Origin of the sequence: Microcystis sp. M20BS1, assembly GCF_020245305.1 — a bacterium.
Lineage (GTDB): Bacteria > Cyanobacteriota > Cyanobacteriia > Cyanobacteriales > Microcystaceae > Microcystis > Microcystis ichthyoblabe_A.
The window spans coordinates 1-22,186 of record NZ_JADBUZ010000145.1; the positions used below are offsets into that span (position 1 = coordinate 1).

Annotated in this window: 26 protein-coding genes and 2 pseudogenes; 12 read left to right on the forward strand and 16 right to left on the reverse strand. The window is 43.5% G+C overall.

All coding sequences use genetic code 11. The features are described from left to right. Positions 1-344 precede the first annotated feature (344 nt). A complete protein-coding gene (locus IM507_RS14680; RefSeq protein ID WP_069475545.1) occupies positions 345-1,211 on the reverse strand; it encodes an alpha/beta fold hydrolase in 867 nt (288 codons plus the stop codon). A gap of 292 nt (positions 1,212-1,503) precedes the next feature. Between IM507_RS14680 and IM507_RS14685 the strand changes: the two genes are divergently transcribed. From IM507_RS14685 to IM507_RS14710, 6 genes are all read left to right on the forward strand, one after another. Beyond that, a complete protein-coding gene (locus tag IM507_RS14685) occupies positions 1,504-2,484 on the forward strand; it encodes an ABC transporter ATP-binding protein (protein WP_069475544.1) in 981 nt (326 codons plus the stop codon). A 111-nt stretch (positions 2,485-2,595) separates the two neighbouring features. Further along, positions 2,596-3,537, forward strand: coding sequence for an ABC transporter ATP-binding protein (locus IM507_RS14690; RefSeq protein WP_002753827.1), 942 nt, complete (start codon positions 2,596-2,598; stop codon positions 3,535-3,537). Continuing rightward, positions 3,527-4,357 (forward strand): ABC transporter permease, encoded by an 831-nt coding sequence (locus IM507_RS14695; protein WP_002733321.1) that lies wholly within the window; start codon positions 3,527-3,529, stop codon positions 4,355-4,357. The genes IM507_RS14690 and IM507_RS14695 overlap by 11 nt, the downstream gene beginning before the upstream one ends. 2 nt (positions 4,358-4,359) lie before the next feature. Further along, positions 4,360-5,886: a GldG family protein gene (locus tag IM507_RS14700; RefSeq protein WP_069475543.1), complete on the forward strand. Its 1,527-nt coding sequence runs from the start codon at positions 4,360-4,362 to the stop codon at positions 5,884-5,886. 48 nt (positions 5,887-5,934) lie between these two features. Next, positions 5,935-6,555 (forward strand): Uma2 family endonuclease, encoded by a 621-nt coding sequence (locus IM507_RS14705; RefSeq protein WP_002734167.1) that lies wholly within the window; start codon positions 5,935-5,937, stop codon positions 6,553-6,555. Positions 6,556-6,667: 112 nt separating this feature from the next. Beyond that, positions 6,668-7,243, forward strand: a complete 576-nt coding sequence (locus tag IM507_RS14710) for a Uma2 family endonuclease (RefSeq protein ID WP_002775202.1) — start codon at positions 6,668-6,670, stop codon at positions 7,241-7,243. A gap of 276 nt (positions 7,244-7,519) precedes the next feature. Here IM507_RS14710 and IM507_RS23560 read toward each other — a convergent pair. Continuing rightward, positions 7,520-8,161 (reverse strand): annotated as a pseudogene (locus IM507_RS23560) (PEP-CTERM sorting domain-containing protein). Positions 8,162-8,375: 214 nt separating this feature from the next. Here IM507_RS23560 and IM507_RS14720 point away from each other — a divergent pair. Further along, positions 8,376-9,263 carry a lipid kinase gene (locus IM507_RS14720; protein WP_287637260.1) on the forward strand — a complete coding sequence of 296 codons (888 nt, stop codon included), beginning with the start codon at positions 8,376-8,378 and terminating at the stop codon, positions 9,261-9,263. A gap of 2 nt (positions 9,264-9,265) precedes the next feature. On the opposite strand, the gene IM507_RS14725 is transcribed toward IM507_RS14720, so the two are convergent. Both IM507_RS14725 and IM507_RS14730 read right to left on the reverse strand, forming a co-directional pair. Continuing rightward, the gene (locus tag IM507_RS14725) at positions 9,266-10,321 is read right to left on the reverse strand and encodes an amino acid ABC transporter substrate-binding protein (RefSeq protein ID WP_016514918.1); all 1,056 of its coding nucleotides are present in this window, start codon (positions 10,319-10,321) and stop codon (positions 9,266-9,268) included. A gap of 36 nt (positions 10,322-10,357) precedes the next feature. Then, entirely contained in the window at positions 10,358-11,098 is a 741-nt protein-coding gene (locus IM507_RS14730; protein ID WP_002731915.1) for a TIGR00297 family protein, read from the reverse strand. Between the two features lie 44 nt (positions 11,099-11,142). Between IM507_RS14730 and IM507_RS14735 the strand changes: the two genes are divergently transcribed. Further along, a complete protein-coding gene (locus IM507_RS14735; RefSeq protein ID WP_287637261.1) occupies positions 11,143-11,847 on the forward strand; it encodes a cytochrome b/b6 domain-containing protein in 705 nt (234 codons plus the stop codon). A 14-nt stretch (positions 11,848-11,861) separates the two neighbouring features. Here IM507_RS14735 and IM507_RS14740 read toward each other — a convergent pair whose 3' ends face one another. The 3 genes from IM507_RS14740 to IM507_RS14750 all read right to left on the reverse strand — a co-directional run bounded on the left by IM507_RS14740 (position 11,862) and on the right by IM507_RS14750 (position 14,166). Further along, positions 11,862-12,101 (reverse strand): 2Fe-2S iron-sulfur cluster-binding protein, encoded by a 240-nt coding sequence (locus IM507_RS14740; RefSeq protein ID WP_002732958.1) that lies wholly within the window; start codon positions 12,099-12,101, stop codon positions 11,862-11,864. Between the two features lie 9 nt (positions 12,102-12,110). After that, positions 12,111-13,586, reverse strand: coding sequence for a cobyric acid synthase CobQ (gene cobQ, locus IM507_RS14745; protein ID WP_287637262.1), 1,476 nt, complete (start codon positions 13,584-13,586; stop codon positions 12,111-12,113). 178 nt (positions 13,587-13,764) lie between these two features. After that, positions 13,765-14,166 (reverse strand): Npun_F0494 family protein, encoded by a 402-nt coding sequence (locus IM507_RS14750; RefSeq protein WP_184891231.1) that lies wholly within the window; start codon positions 14,164-14,166, stop codon positions 13,765-13,767. A gap of 115 nt (positions 14,167-14,281) precedes the next feature. On the opposite strand from IM507_RS14750, the gene IM507_RS14755 reads away from it, so the two are divergent. The 3 genes from IM507_RS14755 (at position 14,282) to IM507_RS14765 (ending at position 16,081) form a co-directional block, all read left to right on the forward strand. After that, a complete protein-coding gene (locus tag IM507_RS14755) occupies positions 14,282-14,584 on the forward strand; it encodes a hypothetical protein (RefSeq protein WP_123231304.1) in 303 nt (100 codons plus the stop codon). A gap of 55 nt (positions 14,585-14,639) precedes the next feature. Then, positions 14,640-15,095: a (2Fe-2S) ferredoxin domain-containing protein gene (locus IM507_RS14760; RefSeq protein WP_123231305.1), complete on the forward strand. Its 456-nt coding sequence runs from the start codon at positions 14,640-14,642 to the stop codon at positions 15,093-15,095. A gap of 305 nt (positions 15,096-15,400) precedes the next feature. After that, entirely contained in the window at positions 15,401-16,081 is a 681-nt protein-coding gene (locus IM507_RS14765; protein WP_069475536.1) for a response regulator transcription factor, read from the forward strand. A 92-nt stretch (positions 16,082-16,173) separates the two neighbouring features. Here IM507_RS14765 and IM507_RS14770 read toward each other — a convergent pair whose 3' ends face one another. From IM507_RS14770 to efp, 6 genes are all read right to left on the reverse strand, one after another. Beyond that, the gene (locus IM507_RS14770; protein ID WP_002734216.1) at positions 16,174-16,578 is read right to left on the reverse strand and encodes a DUF1622 domain-containing protein; all 405 of its coding nucleotides are present in this window, start codon (positions 16,576-16,578) and stop codon (positions 16,174-16,176) included. A 112-nt stretch (positions 16,579-16,690) separates the two neighbouring features. Then, positions 16,691-17,290: an ATP-dependent Clp protease proteolytic subunit gene (locus tag IM507_RS14775; protein WP_002734165.1), complete on the reverse strand. Its 600-nt coding sequence runs from the start codon at positions 17,288-17,290 to the stop codon at positions 16,691-16,693. Positions 17,291-17,325: 35 nt separating this feature from the next. Continuing rightward, positions 17,326-18,012 carry an ATP-dependent Clp protease proteolytic subunit gene (locus IM507_RS14780; RefSeq protein ID WP_002733425.1) on the reverse strand — a complete coding sequence of 229 codons (687 nt, stop codon included), beginning with the start codon at positions 18,010-18,012 and terminating at the stop codon, positions 17,326-17,328. A gap of 139 nt (positions 18,013-18,151) precedes the next feature. Beyond that, positions 18,152-19,138 carry a zinc-dependent alcohol dehydrogenase family protein gene (locus IM507_RS14785; RefSeq protein WP_002731833.1) on the reverse strand — a complete coding sequence of 329 codons (987 nt, stop codon included), beginning with the start codon at positions 19,136-19,138 and terminating at the stop codon, positions 18,152-18,154. Between the two features lie 5 nt (positions 19,139-19,143). Beyond that, a complete protein-coding gene (gene accB / locus IM507_RS14790) occupies positions 19,144-19,638 on the reverse strand; it encodes an acetyl-CoA carboxylase biotin carboxyl carrier protein (protein ID WP_002733878.1) in 495 nt (164 codons plus the stop codon). A gap of 166 nt (positions 19,639-19,804) precedes the next feature. Next, positions 19,805-20,362 carry an elongation factor P gene (gene efp / locus IM507_RS14795; protein WP_002732990.1) on the reverse strand — a complete coding sequence of 186 codons (558 nt, stop codon included), beginning with the start codon at positions 20,360-20,362 and terminating at the stop codon, positions 19,805-19,807. A gap of 176 nt (positions 20,363-20,538) precedes the next feature. On the opposite strand from efp, the gene IM507_RS14800 reads away from it, so the two are divergent. Beyond that, entirely contained in the window at positions 20,539-20,856 is a 318-nt protein-coding gene (locus tag IM507_RS14800) for a DUF3067 family protein (RefSeq protein ID WP_002732720.1), read from the forward strand. 65 nt (positions 20,857-20,921) lie between these two features. Here the strand turns inward: IM507_RS14800 and IM507_RS14805 are convergent, their stop codons facing one another. The 3 genes and pseudogenes from IM507_RS14805 to IM507_RS14815 all read right to left on the reverse strand — a co-directional run bounded on the left by IM507_RS14805 (position 20,922) and on the right by IM507_RS14815 (position 22,183). Then, entirely contained in the window at positions 20,922-21,032 is a 111-nt protein-coding gene (locus IM507_RS14805) for an Rpn family recombination-promoting nuclease/putative transposase (RefSeq protein ID WP_223210947.1), read from the reverse strand. A gap of 29 nt (positions 21,033-21,061) precedes the next feature. Further along, positions 21,062-21,286: pseudogene (locus tag IM507_RS14810) on the reverse strand (Rpn family recombination-promoting nuclease/putative transposase); the annotation flags it as partial. A gap of 42 nt (positions 21,287-21,328) precedes the next feature. Further along, a complete protein-coding gene (locus IM507_RS14815) occupies positions 21,329-22,183 on the reverse strand; it encodes an Rpn family recombination-promoting nuclease/putative transposase (protein ID WP_287637264.1) in 855 nt (284 codons plus the stop codon). Positions 22,184-22,186: the final 3 nt, after the last annotated feature.

A 22,186-nucleotide genomic window follows, 5' to 3' on the forward strand; every position in this document is an offset into this window, starting at 1 on the left:
AAAACCTTATTTAGAAAGGCATTTGGCGATTTTTGTCAATTGTTTTTTATCTAGAGCGAACTCATCAATTAAGTCTCTTGCCAGAGAAGGATTTAGTCAATTTATGCCCCCCTATCGAACCATAACAAGTAACGAAGAGCCAGTAAGTAGTCGTGCAAAATAAATTTCCTAGTGAAGAAAGGCAAGAGGCAAGAGGTGGTTAGATATGTGTAATTAATTTTGCTTAGGTACTTATTGCCGTTAAATAGGCTACAGACTCTCTTCCCTGCAACCTAATAATGGACAAGGTTTTCGCTTCACCTTTTCAGCCTAGCATCTACATTATAAAAGATACCAAATCGGTTCTATAAGCTTTTCATCCAATCACTAATCAACTGGTTAACCTCTGTGGGAATTTCATCGTGGGGACAATGACCGGCAGTTAGATAATATTCTGTGAGAGAAGGATAGTATTGACGGAATTTGGCCCCGCGTTCCCTAGTATTCATCCAAGGGTCCCCCTCACCCCATAACATCAACAGGGGACAACTTAACTTTTGCAGGAGAATATCCACATTTTCCCCCCGGGGAGATTTAAACACAGAAGCAAAAACTTTGGCTGCTCCCGCATCCAGGGAAGGACGACGGATATCTTCTATTAACTGCTCGGTAATGGCACTGCGATCGAGATATACTTTCTCTAGGGTTTTACGGATAGTTTTGGGTTGACGGGTATAGAGAAATAAGAGATAACTAGCCCAGGGTTGCAGCAAGACTGATCGCAGTAATTTTTGTGCTAAATTAGGCTGACGATTGTTTTCTGTATCGCTAAAGGGACCTGCGCTATTGAGGAGAATTAATCCCCGAACATTCTCAGAGTGATTAGCAGCCACACAGAGAGAAGCGTAACCCCCCAGAGAATTACCCGCTAAAACCGTCGGTTGCCCCACAACTTCCTTGATAAAATCGTTTAATTGTTGCTGCCAAAGATTGCCACTATAGACAAGATCCGGTTTAGCTGATCTACCAAATCCTAACAGATCGATCGCCCATACTTCCCATTCTGAGGCTAAACCTTGCACATTTTTTCGCCAATGGTCGGTGGAAGCGCCAAAACCGTGGACTAATAGTAAAGGGGGTTTTCCTGCGACTCTAGTACCCGCTTGCACATAGTGTATCGAATTTCCTTGCCATTGCCAATTTTGCTTTATCGTCAGAGCATCTGTATTCATCTGGTGTTTTGTTAAGTAATGTTAATAATTCTTAGTCTAACCGATTGAGAAACTGGAGACAAAGCTAGAGATTTTTGACCAAACCCCTTGACCAAAAACGGAACTTGACATATACTTACATACATAATGGGAATCCGTGCCTGCCTGCAAACCCTTCATTTTTGGGCAAATAACCCTAAAAAACACTCTCAAAAAAATCTTGAGCGGGATTAATCTCCTAGTATGGGTGGCTAACCCTAGATAATTACTCCTGAATAACAGGGACAGTTTTTTGCTAATTCTGATAACAGCTATGAAGATTTTGACGATTTTACAGGGATTAATCGACAAAAATCCCTTAACTGAGGCGGATCTAGAAGAATTACTAGCGATCGAATCCTTAAATTTTCAGCAGACTAACCCTCTCATCCTACAGGAAAGGGCGGAACTATTAACGATTCTCTGGCCGCGAGTCTGGCAAAAATGTCAGGAGTTAGGGATAAATCAGCCAAATCAGATTTTGATCAGCTGTTGGCGCTTGTGGATTCCCTGGGCGCTAGAGCTACGCAGCCACGCAAAACCGTTGATTCAAGGCATTTTGGCTCCCCAAGGCACGGGAAAGACCACCTTAACATCCATAATGTCGATTATTTTAGCCTATTTTGATTTAAAAGTAAATAATCTCTCTTTAGATGATATTTATAAGACCTATAATGAGCGAATAAAATTGCGTCAAAAGGATGAAAGATTGCGCTGGCGTGGTCCACCGGGTACTCATGATATAGCATTAGGAATTAAAGTTTTAGAACAGGTTTGTCAGCAAGAAAGTCCGATTTTAATCCCGCGGTTTGACAAGTCCCTGCATCGAGGACAAGGAGATAGAATTGCAGCGGAACAAGTGGAACGAGTTGATGTTCTTTTTTTCGAGGGTTGGTTTGTGGGCATGAATCCAGTAGAAGAAACAGTCTTTGATCATGCCCCTGATCCGATTAATAGCGAGGAAGACCGACAATTCGCCAGGGATAATAATCAAAGATTGCGAGAATATCTACCCCTCTGGTCAAAAATCGATCGCTTACTGATTCTTTATCCCCTTGACTACCGTTACAGTTTACAATGGCGACAGGCGGCCGAAACAAAAGGAGGTATGACCCCATCAGAAATCGAGGAATTTGTCAAGTATTTTTGGAAAAGTTTACATCCGCAATTATTTCTGCCCCCCCTGCTCAAACAAGCGGATATAGTGGTAGAAATTAATCGCGATCATAGTCTGGGAAAAATCAGTTATCAGTGAGCAGTAATCAGTTAAAAGAAAGCTCCGAACTTGTCACTTAACACTATTGACTGAAAACTCACATCTGATAACTGATAACTGATAACTGATAACTGATAACTGATAAAGCTTATGATTGAAGTCGAACATCTGAGTAAAATTTATGGTTCTACCACGGCAATAAGTGACGTGGATTTTACCGTAGAAAAAGGAGAAATACTCGGTTTCTTGGGACCGAATGGAGCGGGAAAAACCACAACTATGAGGATTTTATCTGGGTATATTCCTGCCACGACAGGAACAGCAAGGATAGCAGGATACGATGTGCATCAACAATCCTTAGAAGTGCGTCGTCGCATTGGTTATCTTCCTGAAAATCCCCCCTTGTATCCAGAGATGACCGTGGAAAGTTTTCTTGATTTTGTGGCACGGATTAAAGGCATCTCATCGGGGGATAGAAAAGCGCGGGTAGATTTAGTTTTAGGCAAATGTCAGTTACTAGAAAAAAGAAAAGTTATTATCCGCAAGTTATCCAAGGGTTATAAACAGCGTGTGGGAATTGCCCAAGCGATTGTACACGATCCACCGGTAATTATTTTAGATGAACCGACAGTAGGATTGGATCCGAAACAGATTATCGAGGTAAGAAATCTGATTAAAAGTTTAGCGGGAGAACATACAATTATTCTCTCCACTCATATTTTACCAGAAGTGAGTATTACCTGCGATCGAGCGACAATTATTAATCGGGGTCGCATCGTGGCCAATAATATTACTACCGCTACCCCTGCCGGTTCCAGTTATGAAATTGAGATCGAAGGTGATAGGGATTCCCTGCTAGAAATCCTGCAACAAATACCCCAAGTCGAACAAGCAGCAAAAGTCGGCGATAACCTGCTCAAAATTGTTGGTCAAGCGGGGACAAACCTAGGGGCAGAACTTGCTAGAATAGTTGTCAACAATGGTTATAACCTATTAGAAATGCGTCGCACGCGTAAAACCCTAGAAGATATATTTCTGGAAGTAATCGGCAGCGGGGAAAGTAATCACCAAGAGGAGAGGCATGATCAATAATATCTGGGCGATTTTTCGCAAGGAATTTCAAAGCTATTTTACCGCCGCCAATGCCTATATCATTATGGGTATATTTTGGTTAGTAGCGGGATTTTTCTTTAACTCCCTTCTCTACGGCATTATTCTCGATATTGGTATTCAGGAACAATCGGGATTTCTAGTAGCCAGAGATACGGTATCTGAATTTCTGACCACTTTCATCGGCATTATTTTATCCTCTTTATTGTTGGTAATTTTGCCAGCCCTGTCTATGGGATTATACGCAGAGGAAAAAAAACAGGGAACCCTAGAACTTTTAGCCACTTCCCCCCTGACTAATTGGAGTATAGCCATCGGTAAATTATTGGGAGTGCTGGCCTTTTTTACCGTGATGATTACCCCCCTCTGGATTTACGAAATAGTAGTTTTTAGTAGCGCAGTTCCCCCGGTGAATATAGCCAGTGTTTTAATGGCTCATCTAGGATTAATTTTACTGGCAGCGGCCATCCTAGCCATCGGGATGTTTATATCTTCCCTCACCAATAGTTCTATTCTTGCTTACATCATCACCTTTATCACCATCTTATTTATCTGGATACTGGATGTAATTGCTAACAATGCCGAAACCTTCTTTCGAGATCGCATTGGAGGAGAAGTGGGAGAACAGATCGGATTTTTCTTGAAAGAATTGCTCTCCCATCTATCTTGGTATCAACCCTTTAACAATTTCGTGCGGGGAATTTTTGACAGTAGTAGTTTAGTCATCCTCCTCAGTTATATTCTGCTGGGAATCTTCCTAACTACTCAAGCGATCGAAGCGGACCGTTATCAAAGAAACTAACTATGAGATCCTGGCAAAAATACGGTAAATTTCTCTATATACCCGCCCTCTTTCTGGCTAGTGCCGGCTTAACCGTGGGGTTAATCTCCGGTCAATGGTCATCCCTCTCTCTGGGGTTATTAATTGCCGGGGCTATTCTGTTTCTAGGGTGGCTGTTGTTATTAGTAATCACTTCCAAAGACTTTTGGCAAAAAAGAAGTACCCGCACTGGCACTCAAACCCTCATTACTACTATTATTTTCCTCGGTGTTATCGGTTTAATTAACTTTCTCGCCCTCCGTTATCCCTATCGAGTTGATTTAACCGAAAACCAAATCTTTAGTTTATCCCCCCAAACCGAAAGACTATTAACCAATCTGTCAAAACCAATCAAAGTCTGGATTTTTTCAACCCGGGGAATCAGTGGCAACGAACAGGAACTTTTAGCCAATTATCAACGCAAAAATCCCCAATTTCAGTACGAGATAGTTAACCCGGAGAAAAAACCCAATATCGCTCAGGAATTCAAAAAACTAGCCGATGATAATTTGTCCAGAGTCTATCTACAGTATGGTGACAAAAAACAGCCTCTGAAAACTATTAGTGAAGAGGAAAGTCTCACGGAAGCGAAACTGAGTAACGCCATCGAAACCGCTAAAACCGATCGCACTTTAACCGCTTACTTTCTGCAAGGTCATGGAGAAAATGCCATCAAAGAGCCTCAAGGTGGATTAGTGCAAGCAGTCAATAGTTTAGAAGCAAAAGGTTATCAAGTAAAACCACTTAATCTAGTGGAACGTTCCACCATTCCCAATAATGCCGATGTCATTATTATTGCCAGTCCCAAAAGAAAAATATTTCCCCAGGAAGTCACCGCGTTAAAAAACTATCTTGAGCAAGGGGGCAAAATTTTATTAATGATTGACCCTCAAACCGAAACCGGATTAGAACCCTTATTAACCCCTTGGGGTGTGAAACTAGATAATCGGATTATTATTGATGCTTCCGGTGCTGGGGAAATCATCGGTTTAGGTCCGGCTAGTCCCATTATTACCAATTACGGTAATCATCCCATTACCCGGGATTTTGCTAACGGTATTTCTATCTTTCCCTTTGCTCGTCCCATCGCTACCGTTCCCATCGAAGGAATTGAAGCCGTATCTTTAATGATTACTAATGATAAAATGTGGGCTGAGAGTGATTTAAATGATCAGAATCTCCAGTTTAACCCTGAAAAAGATTTAGCTGGCCCCTTTGATCTAGGAGTTGCTCTGACTGGAAAAAAAGGTAAATTAATCGTGATTGGTAATGCCAGCTTTGCCAGCGATGGACTGTTTGAACAACAGTTAAACGGAGATATATTTTTAAATTCTGTGCAGTGGTTAGCCAGTGGTGAAACAGCCACCTTATCTATCCGAGCTAAGGAACCAGAAAATAGAAGAATCAATTTAAATCCCCTGCAAGCTAACGCTATTTTTTGGATAGCGATGGTAGTAATGCCTTTAGTAGGATTTACCCTAGCTGGATTGACTTGGTGGCAACGTCGTTAATCGAGTTAGAATCTAGAAAAATCATCTCTCTTATTTACCCTAACTGCCATGACCACAACCCAAACTATCCCCCAATTGTTGACTTTTGATGACTATATTAATCAATATCCCGATGATGGACAACAATACGAATTAATCGCAGGAAAATTATTGGCTATGATGCGACCGATCGGAAAACACGAAGAAATTGGCGGATTTGTTTCTGGAACCCTATTCTTAGAGATAAATCGGCAGCAATTACCCTATTTTATCCCCAATACTGCGGCAGTAAAACCCCTTCGCCCCCATACAGGTTATCTACCCGATATTATTGTCTTAGACAGAGAAAATCTAGTTAATGATCCCTATTGGGAAACCGCTTCCTCAATTTCTTTGGCAACATCAGCTAAATTAATTATCGAAATTGTCAGTTCCAATTGGCGAGATGATTATCTGAAAAAATTCGACGACTACGAACAATTAGGAATTGCCGAATATTGGATTATCGATTATTTAGCCAAAGGTTCGGCCCGATATATCGGCAGCCCCAAAGAACCCACCATTTCTATCTATCAATTAATCGATGGAGAATATCAAGGTAATTTATTTAAACAGGATCAACGTCTTATTTCAGGGGTTTTTCCAGAGTTAAACCTCACGGCTAATCAAATTTTTCGTGCTAGAGCTTAAAGAAAAACCCGTATTTTTAGATTGGACTTATGGCAAAAATCAAAAATTGTCCTGAGAGTAAGGAGTCAGGAGCTTATAATAGAAAACAACTCAAGAGCGGAGAAATCAATTAATGTTTGCCACAATAGAAGATAAACAAGCTCTTTCCCTCGAAGTATTTCTTGCCCTTCCAGAAACTAAGCCTGCTAGGGAATATTATCATGGAATTGTCACTCAAAAACCTATGCCCAAAGGAAAACACAGCATCTTACAATTTGAGTTAGCCTCTGCCATTAATCAACAGACTAGACCTCAAAAATTAGCTTATGCTCTACCTGAATTGCGTTGTACTTTTGCAGAACGTTCAATTGTGCCAGATATTGCGGTGATTCGTTGGGAGAATTTGCCAAGAGATCTAGATGAAGAAATGGCCGATCAATTTTTACGTTATCCCGATTGGATTATTGAAATTATGTCTCCTGAACAATCTGTTACCTTAGGGATGGAAAAGATTATTTTCTGTTTACAACAAGGAACAGAATTAGGTTGGTTGATTGATCCTTCAGCAAAGTCAGTCACCGTTTTTCAAACAGGATTACCGAAAGTACATATTGCAACTGAAGGAAATAATGAGCCTTTAGCAGTGATTAAAGGTTTAGAACGTTGGTCAATATCAGCAGTGGATATTTTTGCTTGGCTAAAGGTTTAATTTGTTCTGTCAGCATCGTTTGGTTTATCAGTTTATTCCAGAAGAGTAAAGTTGTCAAAGTTATAGGGATGTGGACTTATTTTTTAATTATTTTATACTGGTAGCATTAATGATTGATTTGGATTGTAAAAATTAGGAACATGAAAAGCTTGTGGTATAAGACTTTTGCCTTCCGCAAAGCGGTATAAATACCCTCAAGATAACATAAAAATATGATATAAATGCCCCTACTCAATTGACTGAATAAAGGGGAATTTATGGTATTTTAGAAACAATTTAGCCCACTTTTGTGGTTTCTTTTTCGGTGGATTGGGAGGGTTTTAGTTTGCGTTTCAGGGTTGAAGCTGCACCGAGAGTGCCGAGAGCGAGGAGGCTGAGGGTTGAGGTGGGTTCGGGAACTGGTTGGACACCCAAAAGTTCGCCATCAAAAGTAACTTCGCTGGCAAAGACCCAGGCAGTGCGCCGATTTAGAGTAAGTTGTAGGGAACTACCACTAAAATTTAATCCTGAAAAAGTATAGGATGTTGGCGCTGCAGTAGGAGGATCAGTAAGAGATCCCGAATTATAATCAGAGCCACCCATACTTAATAATATACTTTGCGGTACGGAAACAGCACCAAAACCATTTGCGTCATCCACATATACAGTAACTGCGTTTATATTTACTGTGCCAGCAAAGTTAAAAGTAATGACAGGATTCCGGTTTTCCTAACCAACATAAGGTCCTGTACCGTCTGCAACTTCTACATCATTCCAGTTTTGTGTAGGAATTATGCCATCAGTTAGATATCCAACTCCTCCACTGAGAGGAGCATAATTTACCGACGTGTTTCCAGTACCATTATATTTCTTGTCCCAGTATTTAGAGCCGCCTCCATTGGCTCTCTTAGGTTTGGTGGGTAAAATGTATTCTAAGATACAGTCCTGCTGGCGAGCGAGTGGAAGGAACCACAGAAACACAGAGGACACAAAGATTGATCGCTTCTATAGTAAGTTAAACTGGTCGCAACGCGCTCGCTACGCGAGATCACACAAAGAATAAGAGAGCCACACTTTTTGAGGAGAAAAAAGTCTAAAAGCCTTATCCAACTTGGTTTATCTTCAGATATTGATGCTACTGAGAAACTTACCTATGACTAAAAGAGCTTTACTACTAATCAATCGTCACTCGCGCAAGGGTAAAGAAAACTTTGCTCAAACTGTTGATCTGCTCAATCATTGGGATTTTGAAATTATCAGCGTCCCTTTGAAAAAGGTAGAAGATATACCTTTTTTGCTGGAAAAATATCGCTCTAGTATTGATTTAGTTATTGTCGGTGGTGGCGATGGGACTCTTAATGCTATGGCGGATATGTTGGTAGAAACTCAACTGCCCCTAGGTATTATACCTTTGGGAACCGCTAATGATTTGGCCCGGACTTTAGGGATACCGAATTCTATTGCCGAAGCCTGTCGAATTATTGCCGAAGGTAATTTAAAATATATCGATCTAGGTTGGGTAAATAATAAATACTTTTTCAACGTGGCTAGTTTAGGATTAAGTGTGAAAATTACCCAGAAACTGAGCAAGGGTTTAAAGCGACGTTTGGGAATTTTGGCCTATGCTTGGACAGCCCTACAGGTATTAAGTAAAACCCGTCCTTTTACCGCTATGATCGGTATTGATGGAGAAAATATCAAAGTTAAAACCCTACAAATAGCGATCGGAAATGGTCGTTATTATGGGGGAGGAATGCCGATCGCTTACGATGCCCAAATCGACGATCAAAGGTTAGATTTATATAGCCTAGAAATTGAACACTGGTGGCAAATTTTCCCGCTTTTGTGGACATTACCGCGAGGACAACAGGGTTTATTATCTTGGGTGAGAACTCTTAACGGTAAAGAAATTCAAATTGAGACTCGTAAACCCCATAGTATCAACACCGATGGCGAAATTACTAGCACTACTCCCGCCATATTTCGGGTTATTCCAGCAGCCATAGGGGTCTATATTCCCCGCCAGAAAACACAATCTTAAAATTAACGAAAAGGAGGAGAATACAATAAACCGCCCTTTGTCCAAAGATTATTTAAACCTCGATCGAGTTGCAGGGGTTTACCGATTTCACGATCATAAATTTCACCGTAATTACCCACCTGTTTTAAGACTCTTTGGGCAAAATCATTGGGTAAACCCATATCTTCGCCTAATTTCTCATCAATACCCAAAAAGCGCCGAATACTGGGGTCTTTACTATCGGCAAAAGTGGCAATATTTTGGGAGTTAATCCCGAATTCTTCCCCTTGAATTAAACTAAAAACGATCGAGCGGACGGCATTCGACCAAGCGGGATCACCATCGGCCACGGCCGGGGCCAAGGGTTCCTTCGATATTACCACTTCTAATAATTGATGATCCTGCGGTCGGGGAAAAACCGAGCGCCGGGCCACCAATTGGGAGCGATCGGAGGTGACGGCCTGACAGCGCCCCGCCTGATAAGCTGTATATAAAGCCTCCACATCATCGGAAACGATCGGTTTATAACCTTGCACTCCCGCTTTTGCCATGGCATCGGCCAGATTTTGTTCCGTGGTGGTTCCCGATAGCACACAAAGGGACTTTCCGCTCAAATCTTCTAATTTCTTAATATTACTGGCTTTCGTGGCCATAATTCCTTGACCATCATAGAAAACCGGGGTGATAAACTCCATCCCCAGAGCGGTATCCCGGTTAATCGTCCAGGTGGTGTTGCGACTGAGAATGTCCACTTCTCCCGTCTGTACAGCAGTAAATCTCTCTTGGGGACTAAGTTTACGATATTCGACTTTGGCGGGATCATCAAAGAGAGCCGCCGCGATAGCTCGACAAATTTGCACATCTAAGCCCGAATATTCGCCTTTTTCATTAACAAAGCTAAACCCCGGCACTTCTCCGTTAATGCCACAAATTAACTTACCGCGATTTTTCACCGTTTGCAAGCGGTCAGCACTGGGACTATTTGCAGTGTTAGAACTAGAATTAGGTTGATTTTCCGTCCCACAGGCAGTAATTAGCAGTAACAGCAGGGACAATGCACAAAAACGCCACTTTAGCATAGATATTCTCTGAAAAATTTTTTTAGTCACTTAACTTTAGCGGAAAGACCAGAGCAAGCTTAACATTATAGCCACGATCGCACCGATAACCGTATTGATCACATTGACTAATTCATTAGTTAACCACAGAAAGCGGGTTTGTAGGGTAGCTCCGATGAGACTTTCGATATTGGTGGCGATAAAGGCTGCAATTACACACCATAACACACCAAGAAGATCGATCGCACCGATAGTCCATGCTAACAGGGAAATCGCCGTGGCTGCCAGCAAACCGGCGAGCGTTCCTTCCAAACTAACAGCACCTTCTGTTCCCCGGGGGACGGATTTAAAATTAGTGATTAGATAAGTAGTTTTACCGTAAGCTTTGCCCACCTCACTGGCAGTAGTATCGGCTAATTTAGTGCTAAAACTAGCCACATAAGCGAGTATTAACAGGTAATCCCAGGGAGAAGCGGCAAAAAGACTGAGGATAGCGCAAATTGCCCCTGCTAAAGCGGAACCCCAGACATTTTCTGGACCGCGTACCCCCGCTCTTTTTTCGGCGATTCCCTCCGCTTCCTTGCGCGCTAAACCGATGCGGGTGACAGTAGAACCGACGAGGAAATAGAATAAAACAATCAGATAACCGCGCCATCCCAAGCTTCCCCAGACAATTACCCCTAAAACCCAAGCATGGAGATAACCCATCCGAGTTAAGAGCTTTTTTGGGGCAATTGCAGCGATTCCGAGGAGGATGGTATTGAGAAGAACAGCGACGAGCCAAGGATTAGTTAACATAGTATCTGGCCAAGTTTATATACCCTATTGTATCGATCGAGTTTATGAAAACTAATCAACCTTATCAACCTCTTTTACTGCGAATTCTGCACGGATTCACGGGAATTGTCCTCATTGCCGCCATGGTTACGGCCTATTGGACCTATGATACTTTTGACGGTCGTTGGTTGAAACTGCCCCTACCAGAATATCAAGAAATTGAAAGTATTCATGGTACTTTTGGCCTCTATACTCTGATTATCTTTCCCGTTTTTGCTATCTATGCTTTTCGTCGCGGCAACAAAAGATTAATTCAAAGTGATTCTCTTAACAAATTAACCCAATTTGGTAAGCCGATTTGGTGGTATAGTCTCCATCGTTTAGTCAATACTTTGACTCTTTTTGCCCTAACTTTTGCCTTGTATAGTGGTCGGATGATGGATTCCAAATGGCTACCAGAAGGGGAATTAAATCACTTTTGGTATTATGCCCATTTGCTCAGTTGGTTAATTATGGTAGTAGGTCTGGTGCTGCACCTGCTCATGACTGCTAAAGTGGGAGGAGTTCCCCTGTTATTGTCTATCCTTAAATGGCGTTTTCGTGAACAAGATAGCCCGAAATTATGGTTATCTCAATTACGTCAATGGGGGTTAGGTTTGCGTCTAGCTAATACTTTGCAGTGGCTACAATCTCTTAACTTATATAAAGTCTTAGAAATTGTTGTTTTATTGGCTATTATAGCGGCTTGGATTGTTCCCAAGTTTGACTAGATCTAAGGGAGCAACTACCAGAGCGGATCGGAGTATAAATGAACGGTTAAAGAATCTCGATCGCCGGGGATACCAGTAATACAACTACAAATTTGAGTACCATCATCTAATTCTACTTCACAGGCGTGACAGGAACCCATTAAACAGCCAGTAGGAATGTCAATTCCTGCTTTTTTGGCCACATCTAATAATAGTTCTCCCGTTTCCGCTTCTATGATGATATCATCGGGTAAAAAACGCACTGAAATAGTCATAATTTCTCCTTACAAATGAGCAAAAATAGGTTTAAGATTTAAATGTTCTTCCAATAAATTAGCCATATTATCTAGGGTTATTTCTCTTTGTTCACTATAGTTAGCAATTCCCGTAGGCAAAGATAATAAACCGCGACGCTGACGCAGATGATTTAGCCAAGTTCTTCGCCAAGAACCATTATCAAAGATACCATGTAAATAACAACCCCAAATTGAGAGAGAATCACTGACAATTCCTAGACTAGCATCTTCCTCGAACATTTTTTGATAACCTGATTCACTTTCCCATGCGCTTATTCCTTGGTGAATTTCGTATCCTGTTACTGGTAAACCCCCTTGGGGAAAATTAGATAAAACTTGGCGTTGACGGGTAATTTTTTCGGCAGTAATTACCGTTTTTAAGGGCAGTAAATTTAAGCCAGCTGCCTCACTATCGGGACCTTCTCGATGGTCAGGATCCAGGATTAATCGCCCTAACATTTGCAAACCACCACAGATGCCAAAGATAATACCTCCCTTTTGGTGATAGGCTTGTAATTGATTAGCCATACCACTTTGATTAAGAGCAATTAAATCAGTGACAGTGGTTTTAGAACCGGGGATAATTACCCCATCGGGATCACCTAAAGATTCCTGTAATTCTAGATAACGTACATTGACCGTTGCTTCGCCACAGAGAGGGTCAAAATCAGTAAAATTAGCGATATGAGGCAGACGAATGACACTGATATTTAGTTCAGCTTTGGGTTTTTGGGCGGGGCGATCGAGTAAACTGAGAGAATCCTCGGCACTTAAAAAGATATCACTATAGGGAAGAACTCCCAACACGGGAATTTTTGTATAATCTTCTAGCCAAGTAATCCCCGAATCTAAGAGAGATTTTTGTCCGCGAAATTTATTGATCACAATACCTTTAATTAAAGCTCTTTCCTCCGGTTCTAATAATTCTAACGTACCGACGACGTGAGCAAAAGCCCCCCCGCGATCAATATCCACCACTAAAATAGTAGCGGCATCGAGATATTTAGCCACCCGCATATTAGTTAAATCCCGATGTTTGAGATTTATTTCCGCCGGACTTCCCGCACCTTCACAGACAACTAGATCAAATTCTGCCGATAATTTGGCTAAAGATTCTTTAATTGCTTGCCAACCTTGATCAAAATAATTCTGATAATAATCCGCTGCCGTGGTGACACCAACAGCCTTACCTTTAATAATCACCTGAGAGGTCATATTTCCCTGGGGTTTTAATAAAATTGGGTTCATTTCTACCCGGGGAACTGTCCCCGCAGCCCATGCTTGCACCGCCTGGGCGTGACCCATTTCTTCCCCTCCGGCGGTAACATAGGCATTAAGAGCCATATTCTGACCTTTAAAGGGTGTTACCTGCCAACCTTTTCGGTTGAATAAACGACATAAAGCCGCAGTTAAAAAAGATTTACCCGCGTGGGATGTTGTCCCCACTACCATAATTGCTTTCATCTAGTTTTTTTAATTGAGCATTTTCAGTGAACAGTAATCGGTAAACAGTAATCAGTTGATACTAAATCCGTTGAGTATATGCTACTTATAAGGACAGGCACTCATGCAAGAGGCTAATAACTGAAAACTCACATCTGATAACTGATAACTGATAACTGATAACTGACTCCCAACAGCATTAAAAAGAAAACCAACGTTGCAGAGTATTTAAAAATCTTTGCCAGAAAGTGGGTTGAGGGAAAAAGTCCCCTTGGGGTTGCCATTTTTCTATTAATTTCCTCCCCAAAGGAGTGAGACGAAAACTATCGGTTATCCCCTGTCCATCTACTTCGCGTCGCAAAATTCCCACTTTAATCAACCAGAGAAGATAGCTTTCCACTGCTGCTTCCGTCAGCAGTCTGGAAGTATAACCTTTCTCTAAACCCCCAGCACCCGGAATGATCAAAAGTGATACACTTTGCTCCAGCATAGCGGCGAATAGGGTGACACGGAAAGGAGAACAACAGAGGGCGCGTTGGGCCCTAGTGATGGTAGCATCAGAATAATTGATGGCGGTAACGGTGGGAGTCGATAGGCTCATAGATTCCAGTCGTCTAGCTATTGATAAACTCATTGTTACATTAATTTCGCCCCAACCCCTGTCAACCCCAATCATCGATAGAATAGGGATGAAGTGTTAAGTAGCTTGAGTGTTTATGCAGTCTCCCGAACCGTTCGATACTAAATATACCCCAGAGGAAGTGGAAGTGGAAATCGAAACCGACGATTTTCCCTCCGTTGCTACCCCGGTTAGTTTCGCTGCCACCCTCGAAAAAGTGAAAACTTGGTACGGCAGCCTGTCCACACCAGCACAGGTAGTCGTGGCAGTGGCGGGGGTTTTTGTGACTTTTTCGATTTTAACGGCGATTTTACGGCTAGTTAGCGCAGTTTTAAGTGCTTTAATCCTTGCCGCTATCGTTTATCTCATCTATCGTTACATCCTCAAACCGAAATTTTAGTCGGCCATGCACATTTTCTGTTCAATGTCAAGAGTTTAATTGATAAAAAAAATTTATGGAAAAAACAGACACCAGAGATATCTTGGGGGAAAATGTGGCTAAGTTAGGACTGGCCCAGATCCAGCGTCATCTATTTCTCTGCTGCGATCAGACTAAGCCAAAATGTTGTGACAAGGAAGAAGGGTTAGAAGTGTGGGATTATTTAAAGAAGCGGTTAAGTGAATTACAACTCGATCGCCCTAGCACCGACCGTCCGGGCTGTATTTTTCGCACTAAAGCCAACTGTTTGCGGGTTTGCAGCCAAGGCCCGATTTTATTAGTGTACCCGGAAGGAGTCTGGTATGGAAGGGTCAACAAGGAAGCGATCGAAAGAATTATCCAAGAACACCTAATCGGTAATCAAATCGTCACCGAATATGCTTTCCTTCGCCACGATTTACCGGCAATTTCCCTGAACTGTCCAGAAGAAGAACCCGAAACAATAGAGGAAAACAGCGTTAAAACTAGCTGAAACACAATTAATTAGGGTTTGCGGCAAAAAGTTTTTCGTGGGGGCAGGGTGTGGGGTGTGGGGTGTGGGGTGTAGGGTTTTACCGATTTTGAGGGAGTCAATTACCTAATTTTTAGGGAAAAAGTCTCAGAATTTTCCCCCCAATCACTCCAATGGTCGGCACTTTTTGAGAGAAAAAAAGTCTAAAAACCTTGTTGGATAAGGTTTTTAGATTTATTCAGGAAACCCTAACTACCTGTTGCATGAGTGCCTGTCGATCCTTTGTCCGTCTCCATTCCCCCAACCCTGTAGCCCAGAAAATAGCGATGAAAGAGACCAACAAAGACAATAAACAACTTTTATTAATCGACGATGACCCGAATTTAATACTTTTGGTGAAGGATTATCTAGAGTTTCGTGGTTATAGGGTGACAACCGCAGAAAACGGTCCCGAAGCCCTAGAAATCCTCGAACGCGGGGCAAATACTGCCAAAGCAGCAGAAATCCCCGATATGATTATCTGTGATCTGATCATGCCAGAAATGGACGGTCATGCTTTCCTCGAAAAAATTCGTCGGGACAGTCGTTTTAGTGGCATTCCCGTGATCTTTCTCTCCCCTGAGGGGCAAAGTCAGGACAAGGTGACAGGTTTAACCGCCGGGGCCGATTTTTATATGGTCAAACCCTTTGAACCGGAAGAATTAGTGGCCCTGGTGGAGTCTTCCCTCAAACAAGCGGGCCAGTTGCCGAAACGCAGCACCCGCATCCATTCCCCGGATGTCACCCCTGTTCAGGTTCCGGGTAATGTGGAATTAACCCCAACGGAGTTAAAAGTAGTACAATTGGTCGCCCAGGGTCTGGCTAATCGGGAAATCGCCGCAAAACTCAATGTTAGTCAACGGACAATCGAAAGTCATGTGTCGAATATGCTTCATAAAACCGGTCTTCATAATCGCACGGAATTGAGCCAGTGGGCGATCGAAAGTAATAAGCTGTTGACTATCTAGAGCTTGCTGAAAAACTTTTTTAGCATACCCTCAATAGTCAACAGCTTATCAGGGGTTAGGTCAGGTGATTGTCAACTCACCTTTTTTTGGCATTAAAAATCCCTGAGATTGTCCTGGGCTGCTAGTTGCGATCGCTCTTTTTCCATGGACAATTCCGTTTCCAATTCTTGGCTGAGGAAATAGTTGAGGAAAGTTCGGATAATAGCGATGAGGGCGAGTTTTGCCAAGGCTTCTATAGTAGGTGTGACGGTAGTAGCCACGATGTCTCCACCTAACTGAAACTCTAGGGCTAAAGATAGCCAAGTACCGAAACGAATGCGAATTTGATTGAAGGAAAAAGGGGGAAGACTGCGACGGTGACGATGAGACTGCCAAGCTAATTGTAGAGTTTTAATTAGTCCGATTACCACACAAGCGATCGAAATACTTTCTAGGCAAAACTTGATGATTGCCACCGCAGAGATCAAGCCTGTTTCTAAAGTTGCTAAAAATTCCATACCCAACAGATATCCTCTTATGGGATTATCCGATCAACCAACCTACCATCTAAGGAAGTTTGTCCAATGGCAGTTAGAACAGGTTTCTCGCCTGTTCTAACCTCTGGCTGACTTAAGCCGGTCTTCCCTCCACCACCTTATCAATTAAACCGTAGGCGACAGCTTCCTCGGCGGAGAGGAAATAATCGCGGTCCGTGTCTTTTTCGATGCGTTCGATGGTTTGTCCCGTGCGATTAGCCATAATTTCGTTTAATTGCTGGCGAATACGCAGGATTTCCTTAGCTTCAATGTCGATATCCGTCGCTTGCCGGCGCCCGGTTCCGCCCATGGGTTGGTGAATCATAATCCGCGCATGGGGAAGGGCGAGACGCTTACCCGGACTACCGGAAGCCAGTAAAAATGCCCCCATAGAGGCCGCTAATCCCACACAGATAGTCACCACTTCCGCTTTGATGTACTGCATGGTGTCGTAGATGGCCATACCGGCGGTAACGGAACCCCCCGGCGAGTTGATATAGAGATAGATAGGTTTAGTGGGGTCTTCCGAGTCGAGATAAAGCATTTGGGCCACAAGGGCATTGGCTAACCCGTCGGTGACTTCCTGCCCCAAAAAAAGAATGCGTTCCACCGAAAGACGGCTGTAAATGCTAATCCACTGTTCGTATTGGCTACCCGGCAGACGGTAGGGAACTTTTGGCACACCGATAGGCATAATTGGTAACAACTCCTGCTAATTTGTAATAAATCTTAACTAACTTGGGCGAGGGGTTTCGGTAGTTCCTTGCGACTTTCGAGAACGCGATCGATTAATCCGTAGTCTTTCGCCTGTTGTGGGGTGAGATAGAAGGTGCGATCCATATCTTTCGCCAGTTTTTCGGTGGTTTGACCCGTATTTTTCGAGAAAATTTCCAACATCGTCTGTTTGTTGGCGATTACTTCTTTGGCGCGAATCTGGATATCGGTGGCTTGTCCTTGCGCCCCAGTGCGGTTTTGGTTGAGAACGATGGTAGCGTGGGGTAAGGAGGCGCGAAAACCCTTGGTTCCTGCGGAAAGAATCATCGCGGCAGTTCCCATGGCCTGTCCGATACAGATAGTATGAACGGGAGGTTTAATGTAGTTGAGGGTGTCACAGATGGCGAAAGCTTCGGTTTCGTAGCCGATCGCGTCCCCCGTGTACCAGGATGTGCCGGTAGAGTTGATATAGAAGAAAATCGGTTTTTCGGGATCGTCAAATTGCAGGTAGAGCAGTTGAGCGATAATTAATTCCGTCACGTCCACCCCGATATTGCGCTTGACATCATCGGAGGAAAATAAGGGCAACCCCAGATAGACAATTCTCTCTTTGAGCAGGAGAGATTCTAAGTCCGGTGGTGGTGTCCGATAGGCTGCATCCCCATAATAGGCAGTTTGTACCGCTTTAATCACTGAGTTCATCGAGTTTTTCCGTCATACACAGTATCCTGCTTTTGATTTTAACGTAATCAGGTTGACCGATTGGCAAAAGTGTAGCGGTGGTTTGCCCTCTCCCTGCTTTAACAACTTCTGCTGCTCACCAGTAGTAACAAGCAGATTTCTAGTCGATAATTAGGGCAATTTTCCCCGTCACCGCACCAGTTTCTAGCAATTGATGGGCGCTGCTAGCTGCCGCTAAAGGAAAGGTTTGGGAGAGATGAATAGTTAACTTTTTCTCATCAATTAAACGCGCCCCTTGCCTGAGAATTTCTGTTTGATATTTTTGCGCTTCTGGCAGTCCCATCAAAGCCGGGGTTAACATTAATTCTAAACTAATCCGCAAATTGCGATCGCGGGCTTCTTTCCAGCTGCCCGTAGGTTCCAAAATCGTCACCATATCGCCGTACACGCGCACCGCTCGGCAAGTTTGCCCAAAAGTTGCCCCTCCCACCGTATCAAAAGCGACATCTACCCCTTTCCCTGCGGTTTCTTCAAGTATCGCCGCGACAAAATCGGTTTGTTTGTATAAAATCGGGTAATCTGCCCCTAATTGCCGCACTAAACGCTCTTTATCGCTATTTCCCACCGTTGTATAAACTTTAGCCCCCCTCAGTTTCGCCAATTGAATCGCAACATGACCAACACCCCCGGCCCCGCCATGGATCAGGACGCTTTGTCCCGATTGCAGACGAGCGCGATCGTAGAGTGCTTCCCAAGCGGTGATTAAAACCAAAGGTACAGCGGCCGCCTCGGCAAAAGAAAGAGATTTCGGCTTGTGGGCTAGATAATCCGCCTCGATTAGGGCATATTCGGCATAATTTCCCGTGCCGGTCCTGCCCAGTCCGCCGCTACAAAAGTACACTTCATCCCCGGGGCGAAAATCCTGCACCGCCGACCCAACGGCCTCGACAATTCCCGCCCCGTCACAGCCCAAAATGGCTGGCATTTGCTCGGGGTAAAAAGTGCCGCGTTTACGAATTTTTGTATCAATAGGGTTGACACCAGCGGCTTTTAATGCTACTAAAACCTGATGCGGTTGACTAATTTTCGGGGTGGGGACTTGCTGAAGTTGCAGCACATCCACGGCGGTCATGAGGATAGCTTTCATTCTATCTATTCGGGATTAACCCACATTAACGTCTGGCCAAATTCCACTGGTTCACCGTTAGCGACGGCGATTTCGACGATTTGCCCAGCTACTTCCGCTTCGATTTCGTTCATCAACTTCATCGCTTCGATGATACAGACCGTTTGTCCGACACGGATCCGATCGTTTTTTTCCACGAAAGACGGTTCATCGGGAGCGGGAGCGCGATAAAAAGTGCCGACCATGGGAGAGGTAATCGCCAGCCATTTTTTATCAATAGCGGCGGCCACGGGTTCGGGGGTGGGGGTTTCCGGGGCCGGGGTGGTACCGGCGGCTACCACTGGAGGGGCAACCGGGGCTGTCACCACCGGCAAGGGAGCGGGGAGAGAACCAAGGACGGTATTAACGGTTCCTTTGCGGATATTTAGCTCCAAATCTGCACTTTTTAGGCTAAATTCACTGATATCCGTGGCTGCCAATGTTTTGATCAGTTCTCGAATTTCGTTGTAATCAATAGTCACCGCTCTGAAATCCCCCCGCAAATAAAAAGCAACAAATCCAAATTAGCACCCACCAAACCGTCGATTTTTCCCATCTAGCGGCTAAGTTTTGGGAAACAGGCTAGAGAAAACTGGCTTTAGTCCTAAATCCGTCCCTAAGGCCTCATTTCTGGGCTTCTGATCACAATTATTCCCGTCCCAGATAGGAACCATCCCTGGTGTCCACTTTAATCCTTTCACCGATGGAAATAAACAGGGGAACCATCACCTGCGCTCCCGTTTCTACGATCGCCGGTTTGGTGCCACCGGTGGCCGTATCTCCCTTGACTCCCGGATCTGTATCGGTGATTTCCAAGATTACCGAGGTGGGCAATTCTACCTCTAATACTTGCTCATTCCAAAAGAGAATATTGACTTCCATCCCTTCCTTCAGATACTTGGCTCGATCGCCCATTTGTGCTGGGGTGAGAGTTGCTTCCTCAAAAGTCTCCATGTCCATGAAGACAAACTGATCGCCTTCTTTGTAGGTGTGCTGCATGGTGCGCTTTTCGATCGTGGCTGAGGGCAAGGTTTCCCCGGCCCGGAACGTCCGTTCTACCACGTTGCCCGTCTGGACATTTTTTAACTTGGTTCGCACGAAGGCCGATCCCTTACCCGGTTTAACGTGCAGGAATTCCACCACCCGCCAGACAGAGCCATCGATCTGGATGGTCGTACCACTCCGAAAGTCGTTACTCGAAATCATGAAATGCTGTTTAGGCCAAGAAAGATCAACATTCCATTTTACATACTCGCCGTACCGAAAAAAACTTTTTTATGGGAATTGGTCTGAATCGAAGCGCGGTGGACTAACCTAGGGGCGGCAGCTAAAAGTAAGTTAGAATTAATTGACTGACTGACATCTGAGAAGCGATATTAACCATGACGGGTGTGGACTTACAGCAATTATTACTAGAAAAATGGGGTCGTTCCTACGATATCCAGCTACGACGCATCAAAGATAAGGTTCATGTCCAGGTAATGTGGAAATATCTTGAACAAGCTTCTTTTCCCCTCTCCGAGTCTGAATATCTGGAACATCTCAATGCGATCGCCAATTATCTCCACGAATGGGGTGGTGTTAGTCAATTTCAAGCTTTTATCCGCGAAACCCGCGAGCGTCCCCGTCTCGGTAAAGCGGTTAGTCTGCCCCTAGATCTGGGTGAAAGGGCATCGGAATGGCTGATCAGTGATCAGTGATCAGTTATTACAATTACATTATCGAAATTTGTGGGTATTACTCGAATATACTAGCATTACTGGGATTATTGGATTTTACTAACATTGAGAATACTTAAACCAGGGAGTTGAATTAATTCAAAGAAGATAGAGGGGAATGATTGAAAGAGTTGATAAAAAATCGTGTCAGTTTTCATGCTCTTATTTTACAAGGCGATCGCTTTTTTTATGTCCCTTTTTGTATAGCTCTAACCTGTTCAACCTCTAACTCTAACGCGGATGCGACTTGCTCAACGCTTAACCCTAAAGCTAACAAACGAGGGACCGCCTCTAGTGCTTTGTTTAGTCTGCCTTCCTGACGACCTTCCTGACGCGCTTCCTCGCGCACATCTTGAAAATACTGAGTTTGTTTTAATTCATCTAAACTAAACATAGTTTCTATCTCCCGACGATAGGATTAACAGGACCTCCTAGACATGAGGACAGAAGAAGATTATCTCCCTTTTTGTATAGCTCTAACCTGTTTAACTTCTAATTCTAAGGCGGATGCGACTTGCTCAACACTTAACCCTAAGGCTAACAAACGGGGGACCGCCTCTAATGCTTTGTTTAGTCTGCCTTCCTCGCGACCTTCCTGACGACCTTCCTGACGACCTTCCTCAATGCCTTCCTGACGACCTTCCTGACGCGCTTCTTCGCGCACATCTTGAAAATACTGAGTTTGTTTTAATTCATCTAAACTAAACATAGTTTCTATCTCCCGACGATTGAGAAGCGGTAACTTATAAACGAGAATCGTCTCTATTAATTGTAAGAGTTCTTGGGGTTTTTGGTCGGGGGTTAATTCTTCCCGCACTCTTTGGATTAATTTTCGGGTGCTATCAATCGCTTTTGCTTTAGATAGGGTGATTAATTGCACTGTAGCTAAACCAATCGAAGTTTGAGGAATGTTTTCTAGTTCATTCAGATAAATCCGTCTGACTCGCTCGGAGTTGAGGAGTTCCCGATAGCGTTGAACTTTATCGGTTTCTACTTGAGGGTTAGGATAGACAATCACACCCCGCCAATCATTGGTTAAGTCAGTTTTACTGAGATATAAGAATATTTCGGTGAAAAAGCGCTGATAAAAAGCCTCATCCTCTTGAAATTGTACCTCACAAAAGTAGATAGGAGTCTGGGGGTGATTATTTTGAGGCAGAAAGACTCCATCAAGACGAAAAGAAAGTTGTTTGACTTCCACTGAGTCAAAGCGGTAGTTATTGGCTTCGCTGATAGGGAGTTGAATTAATTCAAAGAAGATAGAGGGGAATGATTGAAAGAGTTGATAAAAAATCGTGTCAGTTTTCATGCT